This is a genomic window from Vibrio sp. TMPB1044 (assembly GCF_030442075.1).
GTDB classification, from domain to species: domain Bacteria; phylum Pseudomonadota; class Gammaproteobacteria; order Enterobacterales; family Vibrionaceae; genus Vibrio; species Vibrio satsumensis.
In genome coordinates, this window is the sequence record NZ_JAUJED010000015.1 from 85,759 (window position 1) to 102,089 (window position 16,331).

Annotated in this window: 19 protein-coding genes; 11 read left to right on the top strand and 8 right to left on the bottom strand. The window is 43.9% G+C overall.

Features of this window, described 5'->3' with window-relative positions; genetic code table 11:
• Positions 1-41: 41 nt before the first annotated feature.
• On the bottom strand, positions 42-563 hold the full coding sequence (gene hutX, locus QQ041_RS09810) for a heme utilization cystosolic carrier protein HutX (RefSeq protein ID WP_285953766.1): 522 nt from the start codon (positions 561-563) through the stop codon (positions 42-44).
• Positions 564-597: 34 nt separating this feature from the next.
• Positions 598-2,007: a heme anaerobic degradation radical SAM methyltransferase ChuW/HutW gene (gene hutW, locus QQ041_RS09815; RefSeq protein WP_285953767.1), complete on the bottom strand. Its 1,410-nt coding sequence runs from the start codon at positions 2,005-2,007 to the stop codon at positions 598-600.
• 161 nt (positions 2,008-2,168) lie between these two features.
• Between hutW and QQ041_RS09820 the strand changes: the two genes are divergently transcribed.
• From QQ041_RS09820 to QQ041_RS09845, 6 genes are all read left to right on the top strand, one after another.
• Positions 2,169-2,984, top strand: coding sequence for an energy transducer TonB (locus QQ041_RS09820; RefSeq protein WP_285953768.1), 816 nt, complete (start codon positions 2,169-2,171; stop codon positions 2,982-2,984).
• Between the two features lie 2 nt (positions 2,985-2,986).
• Positions 2,987-3,688: a MotA/TolQ/ExbB proton channel family protein gene (locus QQ041_RS09825; protein WP_285953769.1), complete on the top strand. Its 702-nt coding sequence runs from the start codon at positions 2,987-2,989 to the stop codon at positions 3,686-3,688.
• The gene (locus QQ041_RS09830) at positions 3,685-4,098 is read left to right on the top strand and encodes a biopolymer transporter ExbD (protein WP_285953770.1); all 414 of its coding nucleotides are present in this window, start codon (positions 3,685-3,687) and stop codon (positions 4,096-4,098) included. The genes QQ041_RS09825 and QQ041_RS09830 overlap by 4 nt, the downstream gene beginning before the upstream one ends.
• Positions 4,099-4,247: 149 nt before the next feature.
• Positions 4,248-5,135 carry a hemin ABC transporter substrate-binding protein gene (locus QQ041_RS09835; protein WP_285953771.1) on the top strand — a complete coding sequence of 296 codons (888 nt, stop codon included), beginning with the start codon at positions 4,248-4,250 and terminating at the stop codon, positions 5,133-5,135.
• Positions 5,136-5,260: 125 nt separating this feature from the next.
• Positions 5,261-6,298: an iron ABC transporter permease gene (locus tag QQ041_RS09840; RefSeq protein ID WP_146490923.1), complete on the top strand. Its 1,038-nt coding sequence runs from the start codon at positions 5,261-5,263 to the stop codon at positions 6,296-6,298.
• The gene (locus QQ041_RS09845; RefSeq protein ID WP_285953772.1) at positions 6,298-7,080 is read left to right on the top strand and encodes a heme ABC transporter ATP-binding protein; all 783 of its coding nucleotides are present in this window, start codon (positions 6,298-6,300) and stop codon (positions 7,078-7,080) included. The genes QQ041_RS09840 and QQ041_RS09845 overlap by 1 nt, the downstream gene beginning before the upstream one ends.
• Positions 7,081-7,475: 395 nt before the next feature.
• On the opposite strand, the gene QQ041_RS09850 is transcribed toward QQ041_RS09845, so the two are convergent.
• The gene (locus QQ041_RS09850) at positions 7,476-7,937 is read right to left on the bottom strand and encodes a TetR/AcrR family transcriptional regulator (protein WP_004731875.1); all 462 of its coding nucleotides are present in this window, start codon (positions 7,935-7,937) and stop codon (positions 7,476-7,478) included.
• A gap of 530 nt (positions 7,938-8,467) precedes the next feature.
• Here QQ041_RS09850 and QQ041_RS09855 point away from each other — a divergent pair.
• Positions 8,468-8,767, top strand: coding sequence for a YfcZ/YiiS family protein (locus QQ041_RS09855; protein WP_146490926.1), 300 nt, complete (start codon positions 8,468-8,470; stop codon positions 8,765-8,767).
• A 36-nt stretch (positions 8,768-8,803) separates the two neighbouring features.
• Here QQ041_RS09855 and QQ041_RS09860 read toward each other — a convergent pair whose 3' ends face one another.
• Positions 8,804-9,106: a YnjH family protein gene (locus QQ041_RS09860; protein WP_285953773.1), complete on the bottom strand. Its 303-nt coding sequence runs from the start codon at positions 9,104-9,106 to the stop codon at positions 8,804-8,806.
• A gap of 101 nt (positions 9,107-9,207) precedes the next feature.
• On the opposite strand from QQ041_RS09860, the gene QQ041_RS09865 reads away from it, so the two are divergent.
• Positions 9,208-9,807, top strand: coding sequence for a hypothetical protein (locus QQ041_RS09865; protein WP_146490928.1), 600 nt, complete (start codon positions 9,208-9,210; stop codon positions 9,805-9,807).
• A 102-nt stretch (positions 9,808-9,909) separates the two neighbouring features.
• Here the strand turns inward: QQ041_RS09865 and QQ041_RS09870 are convergent, their stop codons facing one another.
• Entirely contained in the window at positions 9,910-11,016 is a 1,107-nt protein-coding gene (locus QQ041_RS09870; RefSeq protein WP_285953774.1) for a 1-acyl-sn-glycerol-3-phosphate acyltransferase, read from the bottom strand.
• Positions 11,017-11,191: 175 nt separating this feature from the next.
• On the opposite strand from QQ041_RS09870, the gene QQ041_RS09875 reads away from it, so the two are divergent.
• Positions 11,192-11,818, top strand: coding sequence for an AraC family transcriptional regulator (locus QQ041_RS09875; RefSeq protein ID WP_285953775.1), 627 nt, complete (start codon positions 11,192-11,194; stop codon positions 11,816-11,818).
• Positions 11,819-11,996: 178 nt separating this feature from the next.
• Here QQ041_RS09875 and QQ041_RS09880 read toward each other — a convergent pair whose 3' ends face one another.
• Both QQ041_RS09880 and QQ041_RS09885 read right to left on the bottom strand, forming a co-directional pair.
• Positions 11,997-12,482, bottom strand: coding sequence for a hypothetical protein (locus tag QQ041_RS09880; RefSeq protein ID WP_285953776.1), 486 nt, complete (start codon positions 12,480-12,482; stop codon positions 11,997-11,999).
• A gap of 27 nt (positions 12,483-12,509) precedes the next feature.
• Positions 12,510-13,031 (bottom strand): nicotinate-nicotinamide nucleotide adenylyltransferase, encoded by a 522-nt coding sequence (locus tag QQ041_RS09885; protein ID WP_017067428.1) that lies wholly within the window; start codon positions 13,029-13,031, stop codon positions 12,510-12,512.
• Positions 13,032-13,140: 109 nt separating this feature from the next.
• Here QQ041_RS09885 and nadE point away from each other — a divergent pair, with 109 nt between their 5' ends.
• Positions 13,141-13,971, top strand: a complete 831-nt coding sequence (nadE, locus tag QQ041_RS09890) for an ammonia-dependent NAD(+) synthetase (protein WP_146490931.1) — start codon at positions 13,141-13,143, stop codon at positions 13,969-13,971.
• Positions 13,972-14,069: 98 nt separating this feature from the next.
• On the opposite strand, the gene QQ041_RS09895 is transcribed toward nadE, so the two are convergent.
• The gene (locus tag QQ041_RS09895) at positions 14,070-15,926 is read right to left on the bottom strand and encodes a hybrid-cluster NAD(P)-dependent oxidoreductase (RefSeq protein ID WP_285953777.1); all 1,857 of its coding nucleotides are present in this window, start codon (positions 15,924-15,926) and stop codon (positions 14,070-14,072) included.
• A gap of 219 nt (positions 15,927-16,145) precedes the next feature.
• Here QQ041_RS09895 and QQ041_RS09900 point away from each other — a divergent pair, with 219 nt between their 5' ends.
• On the top strand, positions 16,146-16,304 hold the full coding sequence (locus QQ041_RS09900) for a YqaE/Pmp3 family membrane protein (protein ID WP_008215717.1): 159 nt from the start codon (positions 16,146-16,148) through the stop codon (positions 16,302-16,304).
• Positions 16,305-16,331: the final 27 nt, after the last annotated feature.

Genomic DNA, 16,331 nt, shown 5'->3' on the forward strand with positions numbered 1-16,331 from the left:
AAGCGAGTTGGCACCTAATTTAAGCTTGCCGTTAATTATGCTTAAGCTTGTTCTTGTAGGGCTTTAAAACGTTCAACTTGGTCGGCAATAAGCTCACGCTTTTCGTTGCGGCCTAAGTAGATCTTAAAAATGTTCTCGCCCGTTTCACTGAAGAAACCGAAGTAATGGCTTTCACGACCCATGAACGCCTTGCTCACCAAACCAACGTGTTTGACGTTGTCGAGTTTCAGGTGGCCATGAAGTTCGCCTTCTTTGCCCATTAGATTGTAGTAACCACGCGCGACTTTACCTTTAGGGAACGGCGCTTTTACTTCAAAGATTGAGCCGAATGAATGCATAATTGTGGTCACTGGGCCCCAACCAACTAAGCCTTCTAGAATCTCTTGGGCACGGCTGCCATCTAACATCACCGCCATGTCGTTTGGAAAAGCAGCAACTACTTCAACTTCTGAAACGCCTAGCTTCTCAGCAATAGCAGTAGGAAGCAGTTTTGGTTCTTCTTCTAGAATGCGTGCGACACGTTGTTCTAGGGTTTGTGTCATTTCTAATGTTGTATCTGTCATTGAATATGTTTCCGTATAAACTAAAAATTCGATATTAAGCGTGCTTCAAACTTGCATGCAGGTGTACGCCCGAACCTGACGCTTTAGGTGCAGGGTGCATTGCTTGATATTCAGCGTTAAGCACTTGAATCACACTCTGAGCCAGACTTACTGCCCAGAAGCTGCCAGCAATAGTCAGGCTCAGATAATCTTCCGAAAGCTCAACCAAGCCATTCTTTTCCCAATGTGAGAACAGAGGCTTCAAGTAATCGAACGTGTCTTGTCCCATAAAGGCCGGCAACGTACTTCTTCTAACAACACCAGAATCAAAGCCTGCCTTTAATGTCGAGAAAATGGGCTCTAATGAGCTTTGCTTCGTCATCATGGCAATCGGCAACTGACCTTGCTTTAGAGACTCCATGTAGCTGTCTAAAGTTCGATGTTGCATCACACCATGACCGCCAATGTTGCCACCAGCACCACAACCAATTGGAAGCACTTCGGCATAAGTTTTCGCTAAGCTGTTGTAAATGCTGCGTTCGCGGTTATCGCGAGTCCAGTGATTCACGCTCAACTGTTTAACCTTGTGCTTAGCCATGAACTCAACACCTGCCAAGTACATACTCGCCTTATCTGGCGTGTTGGCCGGCGGTGGGATTTTTCCTTTCTCAACGAGATTAAGCATAGGTGCATTGCCCGCAACGATCAGTTGGTAGAGGTCAATACCGTGTGCGCCAGTAGACATGTAGTCTTCTAAATCTTGTTGGAACACTTCCATAGACTGGTGCGGTAATCCGTATAGCAAATCAAGAACGATGGGCGCTTGCTCTGTACGGCTTAGTGAACTGATACGTTCTAGCACAACCTCTCGGTCATCTAGACGCTTAGCACTACGTCGAACTTGAGTGTTGAAACTTTGAATACCGAATGAGAAACGATTGAAGCCACCTTCAAGCGCACGATCAAACATCTCGTCGCCAAATCGATTGATGCGCCCTTCCAATGTCATCTCAACATCGTTCGCTAGTGGGAAATATTGGCGAATAGCCTTACCTAATTGCTCTACTTGTTGAGACGATAGGTCGGTAGGTGTTCCACCACCAATGTAGACAGCGTGAAATAATCCAGACTGAGCCCAAGGCGTTTTGGCTTTTTGCTTCAACTCAACCATCAGAGCCTCGAAGTACTCATCGACTAATTTGCGGCTTGCGGCATTTTGGAAAAAGTTACAGAACGTACAACGCACACGGCAGAAAGGAATGTGAATATACAGGCAACGCTTATCCTGTTTCTTCCCTTCGCTCAGCATCAATTCATCAAAGAGTTCTAACTTCTTACTGGGGTCGACCGGAATTGAACTTCCTCCGGCGTGGGCAGAATGCTTTTTCGCAAACGCAAAACGAAGCGGATCAGGGCTAGAAACACCCAAGATTGATTCGTCAAATTTATAAATATCAAGACTCATATAATCTCTCTAAACACTTACATAGCAAAGCCTGGAAGACTATTCGCTAAAAACTGAGAGAATCATAAATACACGTAAATGATAATGCAATTGATAATTGATCTTATTTAGATTCTAAGCAATAATCCGATACAGAATTTTGATTTGGTAAAGGATTGATTGTGAACGTTCCTAGATATGTTATTGCAGGCGGTGCATCGTTAGTGATTCATGCAGCGTTATTGTTTGTCGCTCAAGAATCCAAAGTATTTGCGATGCCTGCAGGTAGCCAATCGAACACGGTATCGATCAACTTCACTCCTAAGAGCGTTACCTCACAAGCTCAGCAAAAAACAACCACAGAGCCAGTTGAACCAGAACCAATAAGAGAAAAGGTCTCACAAGCCGAACCTAAACCTATCGAACCAAAAACGGTTGAGCCAAAGCAAGCTAAGCCAACCCCAAAGAAAAAAGCGATCACCAATAAGCCTCAGCCAAAGAAAGTTGAGAAGAAGGTTGTTGAGAAAAAGCCCGTTCCAAAGAAACCGGTGACTGAGAAAAAGGTGGTTAAGAAAGAGCGTCCAGACCTAAAACCAGAACCAAAGTCCAAACCAGCCACTCAACCAGAGAAACTGGCCGACAAAAAAGTCGATAAGAATATGGACGAGTCAGCCAACCGGCCTCAGGAAGTAAACCAAGGCGTATCAAACCAAGAGCCAGTTTTGGTCACTAAACCTTCGTTCTCTGCGCGCCCTACCCCACCGAATTACCCTCGCCAAGCAAGACGTCGTGGCGTTGAAGGTGTCGCGACTTATGAGATCTGGCTAGACGCTGAAGGCAAACAAATTAAACAAGCATTAGTAAATTCATCAGGCGCACTAATGCTCGATAACGCCGCTTTAGAAGCCATTAAACAATGGAAATTCTCACCTCACACTGTCAATGGTCGAGCGATTGCTCACCGTGTACAAATACCTGTTCGTTTTAGGTTGGATTAATCATGCAACAAATCAGTTACTTACAAGATCAACTTGGCTTAATGACTTGGCCTCTTCTCATCTGTTCTGCATTAACAGCAATGATCATCGCTGAACGTATCTTCCAAGTGATGTTAAGCATTGGTGTTGGCAAACGCGCCATTCGTCGAGAGCTCAACCAGATCTCACCAACCAACAGCAAAGAGATCGAAGCATTAGCACAATCTATCTCAGGAAAACGACCGCTACTGTACAAGGGCGTGTCGATGTTGCTTGCTCACCACTCTTTTTCGAAAGGACTGCGTGAAGATGCAGCAGGGATCTGGCTACAAGAAAAACGCCACCAGCTTCATGCAGGTTTAAGACTACTTGGTTTAATCGGCGTGATCAGCCCGCTCATTGGCCTGCTTGGTACGGTACTTGGACTTATCGAGATGTTTAAAGGCGTTGCCGCGACAACAGGCAGCATTACGCCGAACGATCTAGCCGACGGATTAGGCTTAGCAATGAGAACTACAGCTGCAGGTTTGATGATTGCGCTTCCTGCGATCTCAGGCGCTCAACTACTTGGGCTGTGGGCCGACCGAGTACTGGCTCAGTTAGAACATACTCTGAACTATGTGAATGTGTGGCTAGAAGGAATGTCGATTCAAACCAATCACTCTGACGAGACTAAAGGCTCATCAGTCAACAAAGTCGCTGTTGGTGATGTGAGTCAAGCATGATTAAAACGCCTCACTCATCTCAAACACAAAGTTTAGCGCCAGATTTAACGCCGCTGCTCGACATCATTTTTATCGTGATGGTTTTCCTGCTGCTTACCGCTTCGGTGAAATTGGAGTCTTTAGAGGTAGAGCTTCCAAGCTCTGATATTAAGAACGTTTCTGAAGTTCATAAAGATTCGATTAGCGTCAATATTTTGGACCACGAACCCTACTGGGCAATTAACGGTCAAGAATACATCGACTGGGAAAACTTCAAGATTGCCCTGTTAGAAGAAACTGGTTCAACGGATAAAAAGCCGATCATCATTGGCGCAGATAAAGCTGCCAACGTGGAGAACCTAGTGAAGTTGCTTTCCTTCCTTCAAGAGAACGGAATACCAGCGACTCAACTGCTCACTGACGATGGCTAGAATAACACTCAATTTTCGCGAGGTTTGGCTTCTGACCTATAAGACTAAACAATCAGAACTCAGCCTCTCTATCGATTCGAACTCACAATGCGAACGGACTGCTCACTGAGTATCTTCGCGATACAAAAAGAAAATATAAAGAACTTATTATGAACAACTTAAACGTGCTCAATAAATTAAAAACCAAGACACATCTCCTTTCAGTTGCCGCTATGAGCTTGGCACTTAGTGCACCCGCAATGGCCAACGACACTGAACAACCTCGAATCATCAGTGCCGGTAGTGCTGTTACTGAATTGATTTTGGCATTAGGTGCTGAAGAGCAGTTGGTCGCGATTGATGTAACCAGCCACTTTCCTCAAGCAGAAAACCTGCCAAAGATTGGTTATCACCGAAACCTGTCTGCGGAAGGCTTACTTGCCCTAGAACCGACCACGTTGATTGGCTCAGATGAAATGGGACCAGACAACGCTATCTCTCAATTGAAATCAGCGGGTGTCAATGTAGAGATCGTCAATACCGAAGCGAATGTTGAAGGGCTATTAAAACGTATCGACCAAATCGCTAAGATTACCCATACCGAAGCACATTCACAGCAAGTTAAAGCTGAAGTAAATCAGAAGATTGCTGCACTGAAAGCAAACCAAATACCAAGCAACGAAGCAAAGAAGGTGCTTTTCTTATTGCTGCATGAAGGTCGCCCTGCGAACGTTGCTGGCGGTGAAACATCACCAAACGCGATCATTGAATTGGCTGGCGGTGTGAACCCTGCCGCTCAGAGCTTAACGTCTTACAAGCCACTGTCGATGGAGTCACTGGTAGAAATGCAACCCGATGTGATTCTAGTCAGTGGCCGTAGCTACCAAAAAATGGGCGGTGCTGATGCCATCCTCAAATCACTGCCTATGTTAGCGGCAACTCCTGCAGGTATGAACAAGCAAATCATTACCGTTAATGGCAGTGCTTTGGTTGGAGGGCTTGGTCTTGAAAGCCTTTCTGAAGCGAAGCGATTAAACGCACTTATCTATCCGCTATAACTTATCTACCCGCTATAACTCAACTACCCTATTTTTACTGTTGCTTGCTTAATACTCATCACCGTCTCGCTTTTTGCGAAGTCGGTGATAAGTATTGAAGCGGGTGATAGACATTGAGGCTCTTTATGTTGCTACGATCCGTCCCACTGAAAACATCGATGTTAGGCCTAGGAGCTACCTTACTCTTCGTCGCGCTGTACTCGATCACTGTTGGACCAATGAACATTAGCTTGGCTGACAGCGCAGCCAGCCTGCTCCAACCAAATAATGACTTAGCACCTCACATCAATTTGGTGATTCAAGAAATTCGCTTACCCAGAACGATATTGTGCATACTAATCGGCGCAATTCTCGCTTTGTGTGGCGCGGTCATGCAGGGCTTGTTTCGAAATCCACTTGCCGAGCCAGGAATCATCGGCGTTTCTGCCGGAGCCTCATTAGGTGCAGCATTAGCCATCGTGCTTTTCTCTGAGCTTTCACTGCAATACCCCGCTTTCATGAACTTTGCAGCAGTGCCTATATTTGCCTTTTTAGGTGGAGCCTTAACCACGCTGCTGGTTTATAAGCTAGGTACGGGAAAATTCGGTACTTCAGTCACCATCATGTTGTTAGCAGGTGTAGCGATCAGCGCACTGTCAGGCGCAGGTATTGGCTTCTTGAACTTCATTGCTGATGATCAAATGCTGCGTGATCTTTCATTATGGTCAATGGGTTCATTAGCGGGCGCGAAGTGGTCAGGTATTTTGCTTGCGGCTGTCACTCTGGGCGTACTATTTATTGTCTTCTACCGTCAAGCAATGTCACTGAATGCCCTGTTACTTGGCGAATCAGAAGCACAGCATCTTGGTATCCCAGTACAGAAGCTAAAGCGAAGGTTGATTCTACTGACTGCTGCAGGCGTTGGTGTCACGGTTAGCCTATCTGGCATGATTGGCTTCATCGGTCTTGTTATCCCCCATTTGGGCCGCATGTTGGCTGGCCCGGATCACCGTATTCTCTTGCCCCTATCAGCGGCACTAGGCGCATTACTACTAACAGCTGCAGACATGTTCTCACGCGTGGTACTTGCACCAGCAGAACTGCCTGTAGGCATTGTCACTGCAATCATCGGTGCTCCATTCTTCTTGTACCTTCTATTTCAACAGAAAGGGAGAATCCTTTAATGTTTCCTTCAGCGTTAAAAGCGACCGACATCGAAGTGAAGTTCGGTAGTAAAGTGATATTAGATGGTGTTTCTATTGAGATTGAAGCAGGAAAGGTAACCACACTGCTTGGGCCAAATGGCGCAGGGAAAAGCACTCTGCTTAAAGCGTTATGCCAAGAGATTTCGAGCAAGGGTGATATCCAATATTTTGGACACACCAAAGATAAGTGGCCTTCGCATAAGTTGGCAAAACATTTGGCTATGCTTCCTCAGCACAGTACCTTGACCTTCCCATTTTTGGCACACGAAGTTGTTGAGCTTGGTGGGATCCCCTTACAAGAGTCCAACAAGAAGCTCACCAACATAGCTGGCCAAAAAATGGATGTTGCTGATGTAACACACCTAAGTGAAAGGCTCTACCCTTCGCTATCTGGCGGTGAAAAACAGCGAGTTCACTTGGCTCGAGTGCTAACTCAGCTTCATTATTCTGGCGATCAATGTATCTTGATGCTTGATGAACCAACATCTGCACTGGATCTTGCCCACCAGCACAACACCTTAAAGATCGCGAGAGATTTAGCCGACAACCAAAATGCGGCCGTAATCGTAGTGCTACATGACTTAAACCTGGCCGCTCAGTACTCCGACCGACTCGTAGTACTAAAAGATGGTCACTTAGTTTGCGATGGCAGCCCTTGGGAGGCACTTCAACCTTCTATGATTGAGGATGTATACGGCTACAAAAGTATCGTCGAAAAACATCCAACCATGAGCTTCCCTCAGGTTCACCCCGCACAATAGACTCGATTTAGAACCCACTCATTTTGAGTATTCGTTCCTAATAACAGTTAAGTCACTCTAAGCCTCGATTTTCTCGAGGCTTTTTATTGGCTCATAGCCTCTCTCCCGTCTTAAACTCCATTTTATTAGCAACCATAGCAATGAACTCCAAAACGTCCCACTCCGAGCGTTTGAGGCTCTAGAAATCAACAATATCAGTTAGTGTTGCTTAGTTTTTAGCAACTAAGATTGAATATAAGAGGCAAACGTAAGCATTTAAAAAGAAAAGAAATAACTTCAATTGGAACTAAATAAAGTTAGCGGCAGCGGAGTGAGAACGAGAGAAAAAGAGCGAGATAAATGAAATTGCAGGCACAAAAAAAGCCCCCTCAGGAGCTTCTTTCATTGTGTATTGATTATTGGCTCATTCGAATCAATGATTTACCAATCAACCACTCTAGTTCTTTACCGCTTGTATCGCCAAACTGAGTTTCAGTCAGCTTGTATAGACGATCAATACCGTTTGCAGCGAACTCATGAGCACTCTCAGCAGTAACGATATGATGGAAAAGTAAACGTAAGATTGCTAGGAACTCAGCGTCTTCAAGTGCTGCAACCCAGCTAGCTGAAAATGCGTCAAGGCCATTTTCGAAGTCAATGTGTTCCATGAACATCTTGAAAATACGACCGTCTAAAGCAGCAGTAAAATCCGTTTTCTTTGGAAAGTGATGACTAATACCTGTACGAGAAACGCCTGTTTGTTGACTCAACGTCGTGTATGACATCTTGTCGTAACCTAATCTCAATAGCTGGTCTACAACGGCATCCATGATCTTCTGGATCGTGATTTCTGTATCTTCTTTACTACGCTTTGGCATATTCAGGCTCTTCTCTTTGTAAATCCATCTAACTCAATCAAATGAAGTCAGAATGAAAATCGTTATCAGCATTATGTGAGCAAGGTATTTTTTCGCAAGTATTTATAACTAAATTCACACAAATACTATGTACGAACAATTTTACAGTGATGTCTCTTTGGACACTTTGTCTAATTATTCTTCGAAAATCACCTTACAATCCTAAGTCGATAAGTTTAAATAACTACTTAGAATATGAAATACCCAACGAAAAATTCATTGTATAAATACCTATCAAGCGATAGATAGTCTTATAAAATCATTCCTGGCGCAACTAAGTGAATGATATTCTGACAAATTAATAACATTCCTTTTCAACAAAACGTGAGGTAAATCACATACATATTTATCGGCGCGAATGTAGATATTCATTAAGCACCTTAACAAACAACATAGCATACCAGTACAAATTAGTTCAAAGGTTTTAATTTTTGTAGATACAGTTCAAATTGCTCGTTAGAATAACCTCAGACTTTGTAAGAGGATTATTTATGAGCCAAGATATTGGTAACAATGATGTATGTGAGGCTTGCGGTTGCGCAGGCGAAATTGGCTTCATCATCAAAGAAGGCGACGATGTTGCTGAAGTAACGGTTTACGGTAACTCTAAAACCCTTATTGAAGCTGAATTCGCTAAGTATGTTGAGTTAGCAAAGCAAGTGTCTAGCAATGTTGAATTTGAAGCATCAGAGATGACAGAAGAAAGCACAGAATTGCACGCACGCTTTAAATTTGAAGTCAGCGCCGAGAAGATTATATTCGAACTTAAGACTCGCTCTCTAGCACGTTAATATAAGCACCTGGACACATACAATTAAAAGACGAGTTTACTGCTCGTCTTTTTTTATTATTTCAACCCAACCTAGAGCACCATTAGTCTCAAAGTCATTTTCAGCCGCACATTTAATTACAACACCTGATACCTCAACGACAGCACCAACACTATATGTCTTATCATTGTAATAACAAACTCGTTGCTGTGAACCACTCTGAGTGACGACGACTGCCGCCTTGGCTGGCGTTGATATTATTTTATTAGCACTTGCTGATGTTGAACACAGCACCGCGGATAAAATCACAAAAATTTTCAAAATTTTACGCTTTATTCGAATCAAAGATCTACCTTTCATTGTCTCTTAATCCTTTTTACCTACCAACAAATGAGTAAAACACTATGCGAGGATAATTTTTTCATTATAGTGTTAACGTCTATCGTAATAAGAAGCCCATTATGCTCCGAATAATTGCACTTATTATTGGTTCTTTAACCATAACAAATGTGACTGCAGAACCACTCGATCAGTATCAAATATTGAACCATCTGGATAATTACGGAAACTTATATTTACGAAATAAGCCTTACACCTCACTACCCACTGGGTTAATCGTTGATGGCAATCTAAATATAGAGAACACCGCGATCACTCGCCTGCCTAAAGGCTTAGAAGTTAACGGTAGCCTCAAAGCGTCTAACAGCCAGCTCTCTCGAGTTGCGACTGGAGTTAAGATAAAAGGCTACGCCGACTTAATTGGCAGTCAGATTACCAGTTGGCCACGAGGAGTAAGAGTGGGCGGATTTATTAACCTCACAGACACTCCACTTCAGAGGCTACCCAATGGCTTTAGAGTGAAAGGAGATCTGAGCGTGATTCGTACGCCTTTGACAGAGCTACCAAACGGGATAGTCATCGATGGCGACTTATATATAGGTGGTTCTGGGGTCACAACGTTTCCCGAGACCATGACAGTAAAAGGCAATATATACCTAGGTGGCAACAACGTTACGACTTGGCCAACAAACCTAGAACTCGGTGGCGCCGTCGCTCGATAGTTCAACCTAAACTTTAGGTCTTAAAAGCAGATGACCAGCAACAAAAAAGGAGCCTAGGGCTCCTTTTTCAGTTCCATCAATGAACTTGTTTGCTAACACTCATTAGCCGATATTCTTCACTGGGTTCGCATAGCTATCGATCAAGTATTGACGAGCGCCTTGTGGCAAAGTCGATAACTTCTCTTCAAACTCTTGCTTAACCGAAGCTGTAATCGACTCGTCTTCTCTTTCCGCTGCTAGCAAGTTAACTGGGAACAGCTTGTAGTTATCGTGGATCTGACGATCAATCTCTTCTGCAAGCGCTTCTGGCGTATCAAAATCTTGGTCGATAACCTGACCGAAACCGACATGAACACGACCTTTATTACCGATGATACCTTGAATGATACTTTCGATATCTTCAAATTCACCCTTTTCGTAACTGCCGTTTACGTCTTTTTCAAAAAGCTCTATCGCTTTAGCCATATCACATGGGTCATTCTCGTAAGAAATAGCCACAGGAACGATCTTCAATGACTTCACGTATTCAGGGAAAGCAATTTTTTGTTTACGTCCTTCAACGTGAAACATTTTCAAGATTGCTGGCTCGGTAAAATCGTTACCGTCTTTAGCGCGACCTTCCTTTTGAGCGATCCAGATTGAGTTACCCGTTTCTAGAGAATGCTTAATATAAGAAGACAGCTGCCCTAGTGCTTTCATCATCTCACGCGGTCCTTTCAAAGAACGCTTTACGATGAAGCTCTTGTTTAAACGCATCAATTCCGTCGCACATGGCTTCTTCAGCAGGTTATCACCAATAGCGATACGACAAGTCTGATGATTATTTTGATGCAGAGCGTAGTTTACCAACGCAGGATCCATAGCAATGTCACGATGGTTTGATACAAATAGATAAGCTTGATTCGCATCCAGTGACTCGACACCAGTGTACGTTACACCTTTAGTGGTTTTCGCTAGCGTGTCACGTAAGTACTTTTTCACTTCAATCTGAATGGATTCAACGCTGGTCAGCTTGCTCCATTTCATTTTTAAGTACACGCGCAAAATCGGACTCATTAATGCTTTGAACCAAGACGCATGGTTTGAAAAACGGTAGTGCAAGATTGCACTGATAAATTCTTCATCATTAATAAGACGGTTTAGTGCCGCTGGAATTTCATCATCGCCGTAAGGACGAATATCAACATATGGATCGGTTGGAGAGGTCATTTTTTCATTCATATAATAAAAAGCTGGCTCATTCTACGCGTTGTTTTGACTTCTCGCAGCTACAGAGCCCATACTTTTGACAAGGTCAGACCAGAAACATCGAAAATCCCCTGTTATTGTTGGCATTCTTTAAGATTAACGGTAATCTTGACGCCCCAAAATTAAGGTACTATCTATGAACTTCGCTATTGAATATACATCGGCTTACTTTTTACACTTGGTGATCACACCACGCAAGAAAGTACTTAAGCATAGCCTTGTATCGATTCAAAGTGGCTTGGTTTTGATAAAGCTAGGTAAACAAGAGTATGCCGTTGAACCAGGACAAAGCGTCTGGATTCCATATGACTGCCTAACATCATTGACCTACTTTCCAAACACTCAGGTTAACCGCGTCGACTTTTCTGTGCGTTTGACGGATTCATTCCCTAGACAAGCGGGCTACATCACGCAAACAAACCTCTCTTCTGCGTTACTGGAAAAATTAGAGCTAACCAAAGCTCGTACTTCAAATGCCAACAATACCGAGCAAGCATTTAAAGATATGCTTTCTGTATTGAAGCAAGAAGTATTAGCGTTTAAACCACTGCTTTGTGAAAGTGCTTTGTCTCAGCGATTCAATCAATGGAACATTGATGACTCAAACCTACCGCAAGAACACACCTTAGTGATGGTAATGCGCGAGGCGAAGAAGCGCATGCAATCTGGTCAGAAACGCGCACTTGTGATTGATGATCTGTTCTCAGGTAAAGAAGAAGAGTTCGAACAGCTGTGCATGCTAGTGTTCGGTGAAGACCTCTAGGCAAGGAGAGCCAGCACCCGTTCTTCACTCACTAGACTAGTGATGCCGAACTTCAAGTCACTCTATCACCCAAGTTTTTGAACCAAGCTAAAAACACCAGATGCTAAAAAGCCGCAAAACTCAGTTTTGCGGCTTTTTTAATTCTTAAAATTTTAACGTAGATTAACTATCTAACAGTCTAGAAAGGCAATTCAACCTGCATCATTAAGTCAGCGTCTCGCGAGTCATGCCAACGATAATCAAAGCGCATGCGCGGTTGCCCTTCCACTTTCTCACCAAAACCGATGCTGAGTTGAAGACCATGATTCATCAACCACTCTTCGGTCGACATATCATACTGTTCATCTTCAAGATCTTCTGGAAACCACATACCCAAACCAACATAGTTTGATTCAATGCTTTGTGTCAGCAATGGCGTGTCTTTACTTTGAAGAACCCAGTCAGACCAATAGTCCGGTGTGCTTTCTGGTTCATCATCACTCAGCCCACTGATTTCCATCATGCGCTGACCGAAAGATTCAAGGCTTGTAGAGAAATCTAGACAGCTATTTTCATCATCAGAGGTCAGCATGATCGAATCTAAGCTAAGAAAGTCACACTCAGCATGAGCAGGTAAACTGCATGCTGCAATGATCATCGTCGCTGGTATCGCGCGCTTTAGCATAGTCCTCTGACCTCTTGATTAGTGAACTTACATTATCTGATACAGTCCACTATCTTGCAACATCTTTGTAACTGACTTTGTACTCAGTTTTGCCACATCGCTTCCACTTATCAACGCATTACGTATGTCTGTGCTACGAATTTTGACTTTTTCAGGGCAAGCCATTACAGACCACTGCTCGGTAATCTCATCTGATTTATAGAAAGATGAGAACTTAAAGAAGTTATCTGGGCCAATAACAAACGTCAGTTCAGCGTCACGATGTAACTTTTGAAGCTCACTGAGCACTGCATAAGTCGTTACGCTTTCACCTGGAGTAAATAGGCTCTTTTCGATCAAAGAAAGCTCCACTTGATCTAGTGAAAGATCGCTAATAAATGCGTTAACTAACTGACATCTCGTATCAAAGTCTAGCATCTCTTTTCCCCAAGCATGGGCAATACTTGGAACCAGTAGAATTTTGTCAAAGTGAGCCAACGAATCAATCACACTTTTGTGCCCTAAGCTCGGTGGATTAAACGCACTACCGAAAATGGCTATTTTTTCCATTATAAATTACTGCCTTCTCTTTCTAAGCTTGTGCAAAGAGGTTTTTAAATCAGATGATTTAGGTATGATAACACTAGATTTTTAATTTGCTTGCAGGAAAGGAATACGAATGGAACAGTTAATTCGTGACGAAATGCGCGTACTACCTTCAATTGACCCTCACTTCGAAGTGACTCGTCGTGTGGACTTTATCAAAACGAAACTTCAGCAGTCAGGCTGCAAGTCTCTGATCCTTGGTATCAGTGGCGGTGTGGATTCGACAACCTGTGGTCGTTTAGCGCAAATGGCAATCGACGGCCTAAACGAAAGCACTGGCAGCAACGACTACCAATTTATCGCCGTTCGCCTACCTTACGGCGAACAAAAAGATGAAGACGAAGCGCAGCTTGCTCTGTCTTTTATTCAGCCTTCTCAATCTGTTTCCGTAAACATTAAAGCAGGCGTTGATGGGCTGCACGCAGCATCTCACGTTGCGCTTGAAAATACAGGCTTGCTACCAACAGATTCAGCAAAAATCGACTTTGTGAAAGGTAATGTGAAAGCTCGCGCTCGCATGATCGCACAATACGAAATTGCGGGTTACGTTGGCGGCCTTGTAATCGGCACCGACCACTCAGCGGAAAACATCACAGGCTTCTACACTAAACACGGTGATGGCGCATGTGATTTAGCACCTTTGTTCGGCCTGAACAAACGTCAAGTTCGTGAACTTGCTGCAACTCTGGGTGCTCCGGAGCAACTTGTTAAGAAAGTACCGACCGCGGATCTCGAAGAGCTTGACCCTCAGAAAGCGGATGAAGCTGCACTGAACCTTTCTTATGACCAAATCGATGATTTCCTTGAAGGTAAAGAAGTACCTCAAGACGTATCCGATCGCTTAGTGAGCATCTACAAAGCAACACAGCACAAGCGTCAACCAATCCCAACGATCTACGATTAATTTTTGAATTAATCTCAGAACCCAAAAGGCCGGAAGTTCATTTTAGTGAGCTTCCGGCCTTTTCTATTTAGTACTTGTCCTTTTGACCTAACGAGTCGTTAATCCACAACTTCGATATCAGTTTGAGGCACACTGCAACACGCCAGTATCTGCCCCATGTTGCGCTCATGCTCTTGTAATGCAGGCACATCAGGTTGGTGAACTTGCCCAGACTCAAGGGTCACTTTACAAGCGCCACAGAAACCAGCACGACAGCTAGAAGCGATAGACACACCGGCCGACTCAGCTTGCTCTAGCAGGGTTGATTGGTTATTACCTTCAAACAGGTAACCGTTCACACTTAACTGCAGTTGCTTCACAGCCTCTTCAGTAGACTGAGCAACACCAAACGCTTCTTGGTGGTAGTGCTGAGGATTAAGCCCCATTTGAATCAACAGTTTCTTGGCATTATCCATGAAGCCATCAGGGCCACACACGAAGGCCTGACGTCTGTGTAACTCTTCAATTTTAGCGACATGAGACACGCTCAAACGTCCAGATAAACCATCCCACTCCTTAGCTGGTTGGCTTAGCGAATAAATCACACGTAAACCTGTATGCTCGTTGGCAATCTTATCGATCTCAGCTTGATAAGGAATGTCTTCTTCGCTGCTGCATTGGTGATAGAAAACCACATCATCAATCTGACCGTGATCAGCTAAATAACGAAGCATCGACAACATAGGCGTAATCCCACTACCTGCAGATAAAAGTAGTAACGGATGCGTTGAATTTTCTTCTAAATAAAAAGCGCCATCTGGGTTTTGAGCAACAAGCGTATCACCTACTTGGAAGTGATCATTGAGCCAGTTTGAGATTTGACCATCGTCCACTCGCTTCACTGAAATCGCTAAACGACCCGCTCGAGATGGGCTAGACGATAACGTGTAACGACGAGAAACCTTCTCGCCATTAATCATCATCTCAATAGGTAGATGTTGTCCAGGCTGGTAACTTGGTAAGGAGTGGCTCTCTTTCGCAGGCTCTAACCAAAACGTAGTGAAGTCGCGAGCGATCTCTTCGCGCTCAACACAGGTTAGATGCAGTAACTCAACCCAAGTGTCTTCATAGTGTTCTTTTTCTTTAGTTTCAAGCACTTCAACGACGTCACCCGCTTTGACTAAACCTTCATTTTTAGCCACAAGATTCTGACCAAAGAACACGCCACCGCGCTCATTGGCTCGGAATGTAGAGAAGGTATTAAGCGGCTCCTTTGTAGCTCTAAATTCGCCACTCTCAACATCGACTGTCGTTAGGATACAGCGTTCACAAGGCTTAACCGCCTCAAATTCAACCTCACCAATTCGGATACGCTTCCAGCCGTCCTCAGCAAAGGCTTCTGTGTTTGAGACGACGAAGTTGGTGCGGAACTGATCCATCGAATGCGTTTCAGGACTGCGGCGATTCAACTCATCAAGCGAAGCTTGGCTGATGATTAGCATTGGGTAGCCATCAGCAAAACTGACATTCTGACCCAGCTTTTCACGAACACGATTCGATTGTTCGCCAGAGAAAAGTAGCTCAACTCGCACACCCAACACATCACTAAACCAATCATCGGCTTCATCACACGTTGTGTAGGCCGTGAAGCTGTCTTTCCACACAGTAGCTGGAGCTTCCTGCATCTTGAAGTTTGCATACTTTAGGCGCAGCGGTTCTTTACCTTCATAAGTAAAAATCAAACCGTCTGGCTGCAAGCTTGAAGACACCTTGACCATTTTAGGATACTTACGTGCAGTAACCATTGAACCGTCAGCTAATGCCAGCATGAAACGTCTGTCAAAGGTAAGGCCTTGTTTTTCAACCCAAGCAGAAGAGAGCGCAATGCCGCCCACTGATTTAACCGGAAACACATTGATTTGAGATAAGGAAGGAGCTTGCTCTGAAGCCTTTCCATCTAGAGGTGACTGCGACATAACGATTCCAATGTTTTTGTAGTTTGTCCCAATGCTAACAAATGGTTATAAATAGATAAACTGGCAGCCATTAAACACTTGATACTAAGCTAATATCTTGAGATGTTTAAATCACTGTCTTGTATATATCAAGACAGTAATGCATTAACACTCTCCAGACCTTCTATAATCTGAATACCGTTGGTGCATTGAACTTTCATTGAATAAAAAGGATTTATCATGAACAAACTCGTCATTATCATTTTATGTGTACTACTTCCGCCAGTTGGTGTGTTCTTCGCTCGTGGTGCAGGCAAAGATTTGCTGATTAACATCGTCCTGACCTTCTTCTTCTGGGTACCTGGAATGATTCACGGGCTCTGGGTCGCGACTCGCTAACTCGAATCCAAGAAAAATACCAAATTA